The organism is Halioglobus japonicus, assembly GCF_001983995.1.
In the GTDB taxonomy this organism is placed as follows: domain Bacteria; phylum Pseudomonadota; class Gammaproteobacteria; order Pseudomonadales; family Halieaceae; genus Halioglobus; species Halioglobus japonicus.
Map to the genome: position 1 here is coordinate 1918395 of NZ_CP019450.1, position 14617 is coordinate 1933011.

13 protein-coding genes are annotated in these 14617 nt (G+C 54.6%); 9 read left to right on the forward strand and 4 right to left on the reverse strand.

Annotated elements, in window-relative coordinates; genetic code table 11:
• The first annotated feature begins 59 nt into the window (after positions 1 to 59).
• From BST95_RS08995 to BST95_RS09005, 3 genes are read left to right on the forward strand one after another with little or no spacing between them, the layout of a single operon-like run.
• Positions 60 to 1328 (forward strand): DUF2130 domain-containing protein, encoded by a 1269-nt coding sequence (locus BST95_RS08995; protein ID WP_084198980.1) that lies wholly within the window; start codon positions 60 to 62, stop codon positions 1326 to 1328.
• A gap of 24 nt (positions 1329 to 1352) precedes the next feature.
• Positions 1353 to 1619, forward strand: a complete 267-nt coding sequence (locus BST95_RS09000; protein WP_084198981.1) for a hypothetical protein — start codon at positions 1353 to 1355, stop codon at positions 1617 to 1619.
• A 50-nt stretch (positions 1620 to 1669) separates the two neighbouring features.
• Entirely contained in the window at positions 1670 to 3145 is a 1476-nt protein-coding gene (locus tag BST95_RS09005; protein WP_084198982.1) for a DUF2779 domain-containing protein, read from the forward strand.
• Positions 3146 to 3389: 244 nt separating this feature from the next.
• On the opposite strand, the gene BST95_RS09010 is transcribed toward BST95_RS09005, so the two are convergent.
• The 4 genes from BST95_RS09010 to BST95_RS09030 form a co-directional block, all read right to left on the reverse strand.
• Positions 3390 to 3692 carry a hypothetical protein gene (locus BST95_RS09010; RefSeq protein WP_084198983.1) on the reverse strand — a complete coding sequence of 101 codons (303 nt, stop codon included), beginning with the start codon at positions 3690 to 3692 and terminating at the stop codon, positions 3390 to 3392.
• Positions 3693 to 4062: 370 nt separating this feature from the next.
• Complete coding sequence (locus BST95_RS09020) at positions 4063 to 4284, reverse strand: hypothetical protein (protein ID WP_084198985.1); 222 nt, start codon at positions 4282 to 4284, stop codon at positions 4063 to 4065.
• Positions 4285 to 4892: 608 nt separating this feature from the next.
• Positions 4893 to 5117 carry a hypothetical protein gene (locus BST95_RS09025; protein WP_084198986.1) on the reverse strand — a complete coding sequence of 75 codons (225 nt, stop codon included), beginning with the start codon at positions 5115 to 5117 and terminating at the stop codon, positions 4893 to 4895.
• A gap of 45 nt (positions 5118 to 5162) precedes the next feature.
• Complete coding sequence (locus tag BST95_RS09030) at positions 5163 to 5855, reverse strand: sugar transferase (protein WP_084198987.1); 693 nt, start codon at positions 5853 to 5855, stop codon at positions 5163 to 5165.
• A 325-nt stretch (positions 5856 to 6180) separates the two neighbouring features.
• On the opposite strand from BST95_RS09030, the gene BST95_RS09035 reads away from it, so the two are divergent.
• From BST95_RS09035 to BST95_RS09060, 6 genes are all read left to right on the forward strand, one after another.
• A complete protein-coding gene (locus tag BST95_RS09035; protein WP_084198988.1) occupies positions 6181 to 7071 on the forward strand; it encodes a DUF6492 family protein in 891 nt (296 codons plus the stop codon).
• A complete protein-coding gene (locus BST95_RS09040; protein ID WP_084198989.1) occupies positions 7068 to 8309 on the forward strand; it encodes a glycosyltransferase in 1242 nt (413 codons plus the stop codon). The genes BST95_RS09035 and BST95_RS09040 overlap by 4 nt, the downstream gene beginning before the upstream one ends.
• An 88-nt stretch (positions 8310 to 8397) precedes the next feature.
• Entirely contained in the window at positions 8398 to 9627 is a 1230-nt protein-coding gene (locus BST95_RS09045) for a lipopolysaccharide biosynthesis protein (RefSeq protein ID WP_169843893.1), read from the forward strand.
• On the forward strand, positions 9624 to 10550 hold the full coding sequence (locus BST95_RS09050) for a sulfotransferase family protein (RefSeq protein ID WP_084198991.1): 927 nt from the start codon (positions 9624 to 9626) through the stop codon (positions 10548 to 10550). The genes BST95_RS09045 and BST95_RS09050 overlap by 4 nt, the downstream gene beginning before the upstream one ends.
• A gap of 187 nt (positions 10551 to 10737) precedes the next feature.
• Complete coding sequence (locus BST95_RS09055) at positions 10738 to 13638, forward strand: SLBB domain-containing protein (protein WP_229801662.1); 2901 nt, start codon at positions 10738 to 10740, stop codon at positions 13636 to 13638.
• A gap of 12 nt (positions 13639 to 13650) precedes the next feature.
• A complete protein-coding gene (locus tag BST95_RS09060; RefSeq protein WP_169843894.1) occupies positions 13651 to 14616 on the forward strand; it encodes a GumC domain-containing protein in 966 nt (321 codons plus the stop codon).
• Position 14617 lies beyond the last annotated feature (1 nt).

Genomic DNA, 14617 nt, shown 5'->3' on the forward strand with positions numbered 1-14617 from the left:
AAAGTTGGCACGCTATCTGCAGTGTAGATGTAAATATCATCTATAGTGGAGAAAATATAATGAGCCAACGGATAGTCATTAACCCCAACGATCCTGTGACTTGCCCGGACTGTTCCCACGAATTTCCCTTGGTCCAGGGCATTTCTCATCACCTGATAGAGCGCTATGAGGAGGAGTACGATCAAAAGCTCTGCGAAGAGCGTGAGGTACTCGAAGCCCGTGCTCTGAGGAAGGCCGAGCGCCAGTTGGCTACCCGGTTTGATGAGCAGCTCGGTGAGCTCAGCGAGAAGCTCGAGGAAGCGGAGGCTGATCGCGAAAAGGTTAAAGGGAAGCTGATCAAGGAGAGAGAAAAGGCTGTCCTGGAAGCCAAGCAGGAAGCGCAGGACGCGCTCGATGAGCTCCAAACCCAGCTGTCCGAAAAGGACGAAAAGCTCGAAGAGTTCCGCAAGGGAGAACTGGCCCTTAGGAAGGCAAAACAGGCGCTCGACGATGACAAGCGGAATCTCGAGCTTAATCTGCAACGGCAGTTGGAGGAACAGCAGCAAGCACTCCGTTCAGAGCTTGGGAACGAATTTCAGCTACGTGAGGCGGAGCTTCGCAAGAAGATCGACGATGCCCACCAGGCGAATGAAGACCTAAAGCGTAAGCTTGAGCAGGGGTCACAGCAGCTCCAGGGAGAGGTTCTGGAGCTTGAGCTCGAAGATGTCCTTAGCCAATCCTTCCCGATCGACTCGATTGATTCTGTGTCAAAAGGCGTTCGGGGTGCTGACGTAATCCAGACGGTCAATCTGAGAAGCGGTGCTAGCGCCGGGAAGATCGTCTGGGAGACCAAACGCGCCGAAAACTGGTCGAATAAATGGATTCCAAAGCTCAAGGACGACCAGCAGTCTGTCGGCGGCGAGATCGGTGTGCTGGTCAGCACAGCTTATCCGGCAAATGTCGATGAACCTTTCACGCAGATCGACGGCATATGGCTTGTGAGGCCCGAGTTTGCCAAACCGCTTGCCGATGCTCTTCGCGCCATCCTCATAGAAGCGTTTCGCCAGAAGACTGCTTCATCGGGTAAAAACGAGAAGATAGAAGCGCTATACGACTATGTGTGCTCAGCACAATTCGCCCAGAAGGTGAGGGCTGTGCTGGACGCGTATGCCGCCATGCGGGATGACCTGGAGCGGGAGAAGGCTGCCATGCAGAGGCTCTGGAAGAAGCGAGAGGGCCAGTTGGAAAGGATTACCGTCAATGTGGTTGGTATATGTGGCGAACTCCAGGGGCTTTCCACGGCGTCATTGCCGCACTTGGATGAGATTGCACCCATTGAGGTTGCATAGGCTGAACAGTCGAGCACAGGGAATATGAACGAAGAGCAGGAAGAGATCTGTCGCAAGGTCAGGGCGATTGCCAAATCGCTGGTGAAGAAGGGCGCTGAACCCAGTGATATCTCGTTCGCGCTCAGCTTAGTCGCTACTGAGCTGGGTTTGAAGGTGACCGAGGGGAGCATATCAGTTTTCCCTGTGGTGATGACCGGGATCACCCATGCCGTGGCTAACGCAATGGAGGAGTCCGCGGATAGCTGCGAGGCCGAAGATGCCGATGTTCCCGTCGGCGCTACTGTGCATTGAAGCTAACCCTGGGCTTTTATCCAAATAATGGGATTACTAAGGAGAGTTAAATGACTAACGGACCAGTACTTTCAAAAACCCGATTCATGGCCGGCCACCAGTGTCCGCTGCAGCTGTGGTTCAAAGTGAACGAGAAGAACGCGCCTGAACTCGAGATCGACGAAGTCGCTCGGGTACGAATGGACAGTGGTACGCGGGTGGGTAATGTCGCCAGAAACTACTATCCAGGCGGGCTGCTTATTGAAGGCGAGCGATACGAGTACGAAAAGAAGTGTGCATTGACTCAGGAAGCGATAGACGCGGGCACCACCGTGATCTACGAGGCTGCCTTCGAGCATGAGAACACCTTTGTTGCCATCGACATACTAGAGCTTGAGGCAGATGGGTGGGTAATTCGAGAAGTGAAGTCCTCGACGGGAGTCAAAGACGAGCATATCCCGGATATTGCTGTTCAGCTGATGACTGCCAGAGCAGCAGGTTTGCAGGTTGGGCGCGCGGAGGTGGTATTCCTGAACAGGGATTGCAAATACCCCGACCTGTCGAATTTGTTTGCCACGGAAGACGTCACGACTAGGGTGGAGGAATTGCTGGCTGACTTGGCAGTGCTGGAGCGGAGGCTTCAATTGGTCATGATTCAGGAGAAGCCGGAAATCGAGCCCGGGGGTCACTGTGATACTCCGCGAGACTGTCCCTTCAAAGCACGTTGTGTCCCGGAACTGCCTGAGCACCACGTCAGTACCCTTTACCGATTGGGCAAGGAAAAGGCGCGCAGCCTGGTAGCTCAAGGAGTTCACACGGTTGACCAGATTGGGGCTGAGGTGAAACTCAGCGCCACGGCGGCGAGACAGGTCGATTCAGTCCGTACGGATCAGATTGTCATAGAGCAGGGCCTGAGGGGTGAATTGAACACTTTGTCCTTCCCAGCTGCGTTTCTGGATTTCGAGACCGTGTCCATGGCCATACCTGAGTGGGATGGGTGTAGCCCGTATACCCAGGTCCCTGTCCAGTTCAGCTGCCACGTGATGGCCGCTGACGGGTCGATAGAGCACTACGAGTGGCTTGCTGAACCCGGAGGCGACCCAAGGTCAGCTTTGGCTGAGGCGCTTGTGAACGCCTGTGAAGGCGCGGCATCAGTTGTTGCCTACAACGCAGGATTTGAGCGTTCCTGTATTAAGGGACTGGTTAATGTTCGCCCTGAGCTGGAGAGTGAACTCCTCTCTATTGCAGGCAAGTTGGTTGATCTTCTCCCGATCGTGAGAAACAACGTCTACCACCCCCAATTTCATGGGAGTTTCAGCATTAAGTCTGTACTGCCTGCGTTGGTTCCTGGCGCTGGATACGCAGAATTGGAGGTTGCCTCAGGAGACGTGGCTGCGCTCAAGTTGGAGCAAATGATGCGGGGAGATCTCGAGGGCAGTACCGAGGAGCTCAGGGAGGCACTGTTGAAGTACTGTGAGATGGATACATACGCCATGGTAGAGCTCTACCACAGGCTTCTAGAGGTTGCTGACCAGGCCGCGGCCTGATCAGAAAACGAACTACCCCAGCGTAGGTGGGGCCAATAACCTGCGCTGCCGTGCCACGCCCTTGGTTGGCCCTGGTTAGGGTGTTGAGGGGCGATAGTATTGTGACGATGCTTCTGATGAAGGTGGTGAAGGGTGCTGTGATTATGGCTGGTAGGTTCCAGTCAGAAAGCCAATCGGCGTGCAGCACTATAAGCCCCGGGATTCATGGTGAGCGGTTGACGGCCGGGAAAGACCGGCAATTAACCTATGTCTTCCTGTCGTAGGTAGGTGCCTCATATTCGCTGTAGTCAATTGTCTCCGATGCCCATGCCTCGCTTGTGACATTATTTCGCTCCTGGATGGTCATGCCAAACACCTCCTGGTGAACCATGTCCATCAGTGTCTCCATTTCTTGACCGCTTGCGATTCCAATAAAGGTCCCGGCTTGGATGAACCCCTCAAGGCGATGCCTCTGCTGAGGAGAAGCCTTGTATCCATCTTTTGACGCCTTGAAAAGTTTCCTCAAGCGACTTTCTACCTCGTCAAGATATTCGGTTCGATCGCGCATATATTAACTCCCGATGCTTCGCTGTCATTGGGCTGATGTCCATAGGATGATCGCTTTTCAGCAAGAGAAAACGTCCATGTTTTCTCTAAGTCTGCAGTGTTTCAGGTCATGTGGGATTCTAGAAAATGTTTGAATCTATGAATCTTCGACTCATCTGTAAACAGAGTGAAGGTCGCAACGTCTGTATCGACTCTCATGTACTGCGTTCCTTCATTGTGATAGATGAGTAGTTTGTCCAAATCAACTCTTATTTGGAGCCCTATATCAGCCCCCGCATGAAAGGTGAGATACGGTGTTCTCACGGGGTTAAGTGACATAACGGCGAATATTCCTCGGTCACCAAAGCAAAATACAACTTCTTCTGTAACCATCAGAGCCTCCCATGTCGGATAATGTTGGTGATTGAGTCTTCCATGCGCTCGTGAGAATACTCGCCGGCAAAGCAGGTCTTCGCACCGCTTTCCTTGTCGTAGAATGTGACGGTAGCGATTCTCACTGTTTCCCCGCTTAACTTGGGGAGTTCCTGTACCGTGATCTCACATCGATCGTCGAAACTGGACCAATCTGGTACTTCCTGTGCTCTGGTATCCATAGTGCTGTCCTCATCATATTCATCAAAGTCGCGGCCTAGCGGCCATGTATGGCTTTTTTTAGGAGGAGGACCTCTCGGGCTTTGGCAGAGATTGGTTCTGGCAGGCTGATTAGCCGTGCCCGGCTGGTTGCATAACCTGCCAGCTACCAAAGTCGTGTGGTAATTTGTGTGGTGCCTGGTCGCTGAGTGACGCCGAGTGTCGCTATCGTGATTGCTAAGTGTCTGATTTATAGAGACATTCGGCGACAGTGAGCAACCTATCGAGGGTTCGAATCCCTCGCTCTCCGCCATCTAAACAAAAAGGGCACCCCACCGGGGTGCCCTTTTTGTTTAGATGGCGGAGAGCGAGGACTTGGTTCGCCCCCTCCGTTCGAAAAACTTCTCCCACGGAGAAGTTTAGACGCCGAAGGCGCCCCGCAGGGGTCAGAGCGCGCCAAAGCGCGCTCTGATCAATCCCTCGCTCAGTAGCTCTCTCCAAACTCCGTTGGGTGCCCTTTTTTGTTTAGCATAAACCCAAAACGGGACCCAGAGGGTTCCGTTTGTTGTTTTACTGCGTGAGTGGCTGGTTGAGGCCGCCATGTGTCTTTGTTCACATCACCTCCTTGCCCTCAGGCGATTGCGTTAACGTAGTCGTACTTTGCGACCGACATGTTCAGTACATCGCAGATCCGCTGTTTGGATGTACCCATGTAGCGCAGCTGTTTAAAGGTGGAGACATTCAGGTTCAGCAGTGTCCCGGTGAGATTGGAATCGGAATCAGCAGGGCCCGATCGAATACATTCTGGGGGCGGAGGTCGGTGGTCGGGCGTTCGATATTCATGGTCATCATCCATTCGGGTTTGTTGTTACAGAGAGTTTGGTGTGCAGGTAAAGCGTGTTTAGTAAGCGCCGCGTGCAGTCAGGACAGCAGGCACGGTGCGAAACAGAATTTCCAGGTCCAGCAGCACAGACCGCTGCTTGGCGTAGTCGATGTCCAGGGCAACTTGGCGATCGAAGGGCAGGTCGGAGCGGCCGGAGATCTGCCACAGGCAGGTGATGCCGGGCTTAACCTGCAGACGGCCACATTCGTAAGGGGTGTACCGGGCGACTTCGCTGGGAATGGCTGGGCGGGGGCCTACCAGTGACATATCACCGCGCAGTACGTTCCACAGCTGGGGCAGCTCATCGATAGAGGCTTTGCGGATAAAACGGCCGACGCGGGTAATACGCGGGTCACGCTTCATCTTGAACAGTACGCCGCCGTCCATTTCGTTCTGTGCTTCCAGTTCGGCTTTGCGCTGCTCGGCATCGATGTACATGGAGCGCAGCTTCCAGCAGCGAAACTCGCGCTTGCCTTCACCCACGCGTACCTGGGAGAAGAACGCGGGGCCGGCAGAATCGAGGCGAATCCACAGGGCCACCAGTGCAATCACAGGAGCGAGGACCAGCAGGGCGCAGACAGCGCCGACGATATCGATCGCGCGTTTGCAGACCAGGTAGCCAGTCTCGTTGCGCTCAGGGCGTCGGGTAACGATGGAATCGATGGCGCCAGTGCCGGCTAGTGTGGTGTTGATGATAGTGAACCGGGCCATGGTGTATCTCCTGAGCATTTCGCGCGTCGTGGGACACCAACCGCAAGGCCTATGCCAATCCTGTAAGGCTATGATTTATATATATAAAGTGTGTTTTTGGGTGATTTTGGTGGGGTGCGCGGGCGGGGTGCTAGCGCTCTGAATTGCAGATTGCGATGTGATTTGGGAAGGACGGCGCCGTTGAGGCAGTAAATCTGTGGGGTCGCCGCTGAAATTGCTGAAGTCGATGATATGACTGCCGAAAAAATTATATCGCCACTCGCCAGGTAGTGGCACGACAAGTGCATCCACTTCGCCACAGTAGCAATCCGCGGGAGCATCTTGCATGTCACGCCACAATGAAATTCTGGAGATTGTCACCTGCTCATATCGTCCGGACCTCGAGCGGTGCAGTCGGCTGTGTGCCAGTATCGACGAATTCGTCGATCCTACTATCGTGCACACGCTGCTCGTGCCTCGCCGAGATCGCGAAGCATTTACGAGCCTGGAAAACCATCGCCGTAGGGTGTTGGCGGTAGAGGCGGTTGTGCCGGGTCGCTATCGACAGTTGCCGTTTAGTGAAAAGCTTTGGATAGACGCCTGGGGTTGGCCGTTGCGCGGTTGGGTCATGCAGCAGTTGGTTAAACTCAGTATCAGTGAAGCGGTGGGCGCCGAGCTAATCGTCTTCGCGGATTCTGACCTGCAGTTTATTCGACCGCTGGCCAAAGAGCGCATCTTCAGCGGCGGAAAGCTGCGCTTACATAGAGTCCCATGCTCAATGAACGAAGGTCGCCACTTGCGCTGGCGCGCGCGGGCAGCTGAGCTGCTTGGTGAGTCACGTGACTATTTTGGCAGCGATTATGTGGGGCAGCTCATCACCTGGCGCAGAAGCAATCTGGTGGCCCTGCACGCACATATTGAGTCGGTAACCGGTCGCCCCTGGCACACTGTGTTTGCGCGAAGTCTCGATATCTCTGAATACATTCTTTACGGCAGCTTCGCGGAGCACGTACTGGGATTGGAGACCGCAGGTCATTTCCCTGAAGCGACGGATCTATGCCACTGCTGCTGGTTTGACCACCAGGCGCAGGGGCTGCTGAATGGCACGATTGAGGTTGCCCCGGAAGCATTGGCACTGCACGTGCAGTCCAATCTTAAGTTAACGCCGGAGCATGAGCGCGCGGTCTTTGCGTCGGCGCTCAGGTACGGTGTCAGCCGTCAGGAGGAATGGGCATGAAGCGCTTGTTGTTTGTTTCTCCGGAGCTACCCTATCCCATGCAGAGTGGCGGCAAGGTTAAATCGATGAAGCTACTGCACGCGCTGTCCAAGCGCTACCGGGTCACCTTCGCTTCACCGCTTAAAGGCGAGGATGCGAGCCATGTTGACGAATTCCACGCGGCCTCGCCCTGTGTCGAGCACGTGCATGTGTCTGTCGATGTCCCACGCAGCGCGATCAATCTATTGATCAGTTATTTACAGGGCATACCGCTGAATGTACGGCGCACAATGGACAGCGTACTGCGCAACAGAATTGCCGATGTGGCCGATGATTTTGATGTGATTTTCCTCGACCACTACGAAGTCTATCCCTACCTGCCGCAGGGCTACGGCGGGCTGGTTGTTTACCATGCGCACAACGCCTATTTTAAGATCTGGGAGCGCTACGCCAGCTTGCCTGGCAATCCGGTTATGCGGGTCGCCTCCTATCTGGAAGCTATTCGGGTGAGGCGCTGTGAAGCCAGTGTGGCCCGCCAGGCCGATCTCGTGTTCGCCGCCCCGAGTGATGCCCGCGAGCTCGTCGATGCAGGTGTATCCGGCAATTGTATCCGTCCAACTTTCCACCTCGGCGACGATAGCTATCTGCAGCGCAATGAACTTTGCTTTCAACGCACGCGCAAGAAACTGATGTACGTTGGGCTGCTCAGCTGGGAGCCCAATGTGCAGGGATTATTGTGGTTTATTGAGCATGTCTGGCCGCGCCTGGAGCCCTGTCATCCCGACCTGGTCTTCGATGTTGTCGGCAAGAACCCTGATCCACGTCTGGTCGATGCGGCTGCGGCGCACGCGGGAATAACCTTGACTGGGTTTGTTGCCGACCTGGAGGACATCTATCGCGATAGCCGAGTGTCTGTAGCACCGCTGCTGTTCGGCAGTGGTATGAAGGTAAAAGTGCTTGATGCCATGGCGCGCGGAATACCGACCGTAACCACACCTGTGGGTGCAGAAGGTATTGATATCCGCAACGGTGTGCATCTGATGGTAAGTGAAGCGCCGGACCATATGGCGTCGCAGATTGACCAGCTGCTCAGTGATGCTGTTTTGTGGGACACCCTGCGAACGCAATCCCGCCAACTCATTGGCGAGCGCTACACGTGGGCAAGTCTTTTCGAAAGTATGCACCGGGATATGGATCACGCACTGTCGTTGAAGCGTGATGCGGTGTCACTAGAGAATGAAGTCGCCAATGTCGTCTGAGGCGGTGAATGAGTCGCAGCGGAGTTTGCCGCGCGAGTGGATGCGATTTGTTCCTGCAGCAATGATGGCCTCGAGCCGGTGTGCGGCGGTGGCTATCCAGTTTCTCTGTCAGCTCATCATCGCCAACCTCGCCGGAGCTGCGGGTCTGGGCCTATTTCAGTTATTCAGTTCCTGGACCTGTATCCTGGGTGAGATGTTGGCCCAGGGCTTGCCGGCGCGGATGATGCGGGTGATATCGGTAGGTTTTGACCGCGGTGACCATTCCTATTGCCGTGAACAGATGCGCGTTGCATCGAAACGGATTCGCTATCCGGCCCTATGGATTCTGTCGATCTCTATTCTGGCGATGATGCTGTTGCAGGCCACGGACTGGAGCACGAGCGAGTTACCCCTGGCTTGGCTGATTTTTGCCGTGGTGGTATCTGCTTCGCTGTTTGCGTTGCTGCGTATCTACGTGGAAGCCCTAAAGGGTACGGATGCGCCATTGGCGGCCGTTAGCATTGAGAGCCTTGGGCCTCCGATTCTGGTGCTGATGGTCTGTTTGGCCTGTTGGTCAGCGGGTATCGCCCTGTCATCGTGGCTGTTACTGATAGCGGGCACGACCGGTTTCGGATTGTCGCTCGCTGTGACCGGTGCACTACTGCGTAAGCGCCTGTCGATCACCCGGGCAGGCACTTCACACAAGGCGCAGGTTGACGAAGACCAGCGCGAACAGCGAGCCCTGTGGGCCAATAGTGTGCTGGCCATTGTGTTTGTACAGCTGCCATTTATTCTTCTTCCCTGGTTTGCCGACGTCGCACAAATCGGTGTGTTTTCGGTGGCGCACAAATTGGTGAACCTGGTCACTTTACTGCTGGTACTGATGGCCGCAGTGTTTGGCCCTGCATTTGCGCGGGCGGGTGAGCAACGGAATGTTTCGGCATTGCGAGAATTGCTGCGTCGCACTCAGTATTTATCGATGGGTATCTTCCTGCCCTTGGCTGCGATGCTGGTTGTGCTCCAAGGGCCCTTGACCATGATGTTTAACTTCCCCCCCGAAGCTCTTCAACCTTTTCTGTACGCGCTCTTGTTCGGGCAGTTGGTTAACGCTGCCACGGGTCTTCCCGGATTATTGATGAATATGACCGGCGCGGCACAGCTGGAGCTTAAAGTGTTGCTTATGTCGCTCGCGTTTGCTGCCTTGCTCGGCGGCCCAGTCGGCTACTTTTATGGAGCCGTCGGTATTGCCTGGCTCGTGAGTGCCACGCTCGCACTGAAAAATTTCGCTTCGCTCTATTTCGCCAGGTGCCACCTGGTTCAGTTGGGAGAGATACAATGAAACCCATGGATTTTCTCATCATTGGCGCGCAGAAATGCGCCACAACGACATTGTTCGAGCATTTGCGTCAGCACCCCGGTATCAATATGCCACTGGAAAAAGAGGTGCCATTTTTCACGGGACCCGAGCGGGATTGGAGCGACTGGCTGGCATTTGCAGAGCAGCAGTTCGGCGATGATGATGGGCGTTTCTGGGGCAAAGCGACGCCGCAATACATGTGTGACCCCAATGTGCCGGCGCGCATTCATGCGCTCATGCCCTACGTGAAACTGGTGGCGATTCTGCGCGATCCGGTGCAGCGGACCCGCTCGCATTATTTGATGGGGCGGCGCAGGGGCACTGAATATCGAACCCTTGATCAGGTGCTGCCGCGTCTGTTGGAACCCGAGGCCTTGCAGCGCAGCCGCTGTCTGCCGGTGCCTGATCATAGCCAGGGATATGAAGATGAAGCTGATTTCTATGTGACTTGGAGCGAATACGGCAGGGTGCTGCAGGCCTATCTTCAGTACTTTGATCGCAGTCAGTTGCTTGTGCTGTACACAGAGGACCTGCAACGTGATCCCGAAAGTACCCTTGACCGATTGATGACGTTTATTGGTTTACCTATGGGTTTCCGCCCCGATACGCTGGGTGAGGTCATGCACAAAGGTGGCGGCAGCAACCGGATACCCCATGGCGTGCGTGAATGGTTGCGTCAACGCCAGCTCATCTACTCACTGTGGCAGCGTATACCGGCGGAGCGACAGGGCCGTCTGCGATTCCTCTATGAGTGCTGGAATACCCGCAAATCCTCTGGCCAGGAGGCCAGATTGCAACCGGAATGTGAGTATGCACTGCGCCGGCATTTTCAGCGAGATCTGGTACATTTTCGCGAACTGCAACTCGATCCGCCACCCTGGATGCAGGAGTATTCCGCTGCATGAGGTCTGGCAAATTGCAAAGCAATGTGTAGATCACTCCCGCATTTTGCAACGCCGTGTGCGCCCAAAATCAGTCTTTTTTCGCCAGAGCCTATCGTAAGTGACTGTTTTATAGAGCCTAATTATTTTATTTGAGGCTGGCTCTAAAATTGCCGATACAGAGGTATTGATCGCAATATCGGTGTTGCTCATGCAAGCCCTAATCGCAAAATGCATCTGCGAAACGTTTTTCGTCATTTCGGTGTTCATGCTTGTTGCTGTCGCCACCTCCGAGGCGAAAGACAACTATGTCCCCTTCGTAGAATCGTTGCAGACGACTCAACTACGCGCCGCGGCTGACGCAGCACCCAAGGGGCAGGACGACCCTATCGTCATTGGCATATCCGCTGAGGTGCCATCGAGCCTTGCGGTCGAGCCGGAGGAATCGCAGTACGAGGCACTTGCTGATGAGAAAGCGGGTCCTCTGACGTTGGAAGAAACGCAGAACGATCAGGTTCTCGATAATGACCTAAGCCTGTTTGGTTACGACGTGTTCTCTAGTGTGCGGACTTCGTCGGAGCCGGTTGCGGGGATACCGGTGCCGGCCTCCTATCGTATTGGGCCTGGCGACTCGCTGATCGTACAGCTCTATGGCAAAAGAAACCTAGAGTACACCCTCTCGGTGACCCGGGAGGGGGACATTCTGGTGCCAGAGTACGGTCCTATCAAAGTTGCGGGGCTGACTTTTGATGAAGTTGAGGTATTGCTGAGTGAGGGTTTCGAGCGGCGAGTGATAGGAACTCGCGCCGTGGTCACGATGGGCGAGTTGCGGACTATACAAATCCGCCTGGCAGGGGACGTAATGCAGCCCGGTATCTACACGATTGGTGGCCTTTCGACACTCATCGACGCATTGCTGACGACCGGAGGGGTTCGGTCCAGTGGTTCATTACGCAATATTCAACTAATGCGAAACGGCAAACGGATTGTAACGCTGGATCTCTACGACCTGCTTCTTCGCGGTAAGAGCGGGGGTGATCAGTACCTTGCACATAACGATACTATTTTTGTCCCGCCAATTGGTCCTATTGTGTACGTGGGCGGTGAAGTGCAACGGCCGGCTATCTACGAGCTGCGTGGTGAACAGCAACTTGGGCAGATTCTTGACATGGCGGGCGGATTGTTGCCAACCGCTTCGCTGGCTGACTCTCATATCGAGAGGATTCGCAAAGGCGGTTTCCGCACACTGGTTGACTTCGCTGAAATTGGTGGCGACGTTGAAATTCGCGCTACAGCGGTTCGTAATGGCGATTTCCTGAGAATACTGCCTCTGGAAGATCAGTTACACGATGTGGTGCTGCTTACAGGTCAGGTGGAACGCCCTGGCGGATATCAGTTCCGTACCGGCATGCGCATTACAGATCTAATTCCCAGTGCCGAGGCATTGTTGCCCGGGGCAGATGTGGATTTCGTGCTCATTCGCCGAGAAGATCCTGCAACATTGCGCACGGAGGTTCTTTACAGCAATTTAATGGCCGCGCTCTCGCAACCTGGTGGATCTGCTGACCATTTACTGCAAGCGCGCGATGAACTGATGGTATTCAGCCTAGCACAGTCTCGTAAGCAGGCGCTGGCGGATGTTGTTGCTGACATGAAACTACAAGCAACAGACTACCGGCCGGCGCGGCTGGTGGAAACACGTGGTGCGGTCCGTTTCCCCGGTGTTTTACCACTGCAGGAATCAGCCCGCTTGCTTGATGTGCTGGCGATGAACGGCGGCGAGCTTGTGGGTGCTGATCAATTTTACGGGGTGATTGCGCGCACGCAGTATCCCAGTCGGCGTATTCAAGTCGTCCCGTTCAGTATTGCCGCAGCCAGAACGCAACCTCAAGGCGAGGACAATCCCACGCTATCCCACGGCGATCGGGTTTACGTATTTGATGAGCAGGCAACGCGAGAGACAGTTCTTACTGAAGAGCTCCAGCGTTTGAGAGAGCAGGCCAGCTTTGTTGAGCAGGAGCGTCTGGTGACTGTGCTTGGTGAGGTGCGCTATGACGGCGTTTATCCCCTGGTAGAGCAGATGCGCGCCAGCGATTTGCTCTGCGCTGCAGACGGTCTTAGTCGTAAAGCCTATGGTGTCACTGCAGAGCTATCGCGGATTACTCATACGATGGAGGGCGAAAGTTCTGTAGAGCACATTCCGCTCGACAGTGTTGTCTTGTTGCAGATCTGTGACTTGGCTAGACGTGTCGCTCTCGGTGAGGGGTCGCCGTCTGAATATGTCGCTGTTTATGCTGATGATCTGCATAACCCCCAGTTGCAGCGCATGGACCAATTGTCGTTCAGCGAGAAAATGGGTTGGTTCGAGCAGGCAACAGTGACACTCAGCGGTGAAGTCATGCGCCCCGGTGTATACGCCATCGATCGTGGCGAAACGCTGTGCGAGGTACTGGACAGGGCAGGTGGCGTGAGTGAGGAAGCTTACATTTTTGGGGCGGTCTTTACCCGAAATTCCATTCGCGATATGCAACAACAGACCATTGACGAACTCCACGCTCAACTTGATGACCTCATGGTCGAACTATCGCTGTCTCACTCTTTCAACAATCGCGAGAAATCCTCACACGAATGGGCAGGGAAGCAGGACTACCTGCGTGCCATTCAGCAGCTGCAGAAAGCAGAGGCGAATGGCCGCATGGTCATTGATCTGGAGAACGTTATGACCTGTAAGAGTCGTTACGACTTGGTACTGGAAGATGGCGATGGCCTGCACATACCGGTTGAACCGGATTATGTCCAGGTCGCGGGGCAGGTCTATGTTCCCACCTCTCATCTTTACCGTGGAGATAGGAAGATCCGTGATTACATAGAACTTAGTGGTGGTCACACCATTCTCGGGCAGATCAAGCACGCCTATGTCATTCAGGCTAACGGTGAGGTTCTGAATGTGAAAGGCAGCCGCACATCTTCACGCATTGCGCGTAAAACTGTCAGCCCAGGGGCGCGAATTTATGTGCCGCTCAATGTCGATCGCATGAATGGCACCGAGAAGGCACAGACCTGGGTACAGACTTTGGTGAACTCGGCCATCCTTGCTGGCCTGGTGCTTTAGGGAGAGCGGAGCGTGGACGTCAATCAATCGCACATAACCCAGCAGACCGCTGCTATGGATATGGATCTGATGCCCTACCTAATGGCATTGCTTAATGCCCGGTGGCTGATTTTTGCGTCAATGCTCGTGTTTGCCGTGTTAACGGCATGGTGGGTGAAAGGCAAACCCTACCTGTATGAGTCCACAGCACGGGTCAGCGTGGTTCACATCGATGATCCCGGCGGTGTGTCGCCAGATGATCGACGTGCCTCACAGGTACTCACTCTGGTCGAGCATGGCTTCGTGTTGGGCACCAAGCATGACAATTACGAACACGTGATTCAAGCGAGATTGGGTTCTCGCGAATTCACGGAGCGGTTTCTCGAACAGTACAACGTTTACAAGGAATTCTATCCCAACCAATGGTTAGAAGAAGACGACCATTGGCGAGAAGGTTTCATTCCCGATCGGGGTGAGGTGCTCACTACCTTCGGGGAGAAGGTGAGGCGGATTGTTCTCGATGAGGAAACACAGATTCTATCGATCAGCATGGTCTGGCCTGATGCGGCGGTAGCGCGTGATTGGGCCAATCAGTATGTGTACACATTCAACGAGTATATGCGTGGCCGAACATTGGCTGAGGTTCAACGCAAACAAGAGTTTCTTGAGGGAGAGTTGGGTCGCTCTGAAGTTGTAGAAATTCAGCAGTCGCTATTTCGTTTGATTGAGGCGCAGACGGCCATCGCAATGTTGGCCAACGCGCGTGAAGAATACGTATTGGAGGTCATCGACCCCGCAGCGCTGCCGTTTCGAAGTTTCAACATGTCGCGCAAAAAACGGGTTGTGATTGGAGCCATCGCGGGTGCGATGCTGGCGACATTTGGCGTGCTTGCATGGGTATTGCTAGGGAGGATGTTGCGAACATTGCTCGAATACCGTGCGGCCCACAAAGATAAACCCGATGTCACCTCGGAAAGTGATACCTCACTGGGAGCGTGAA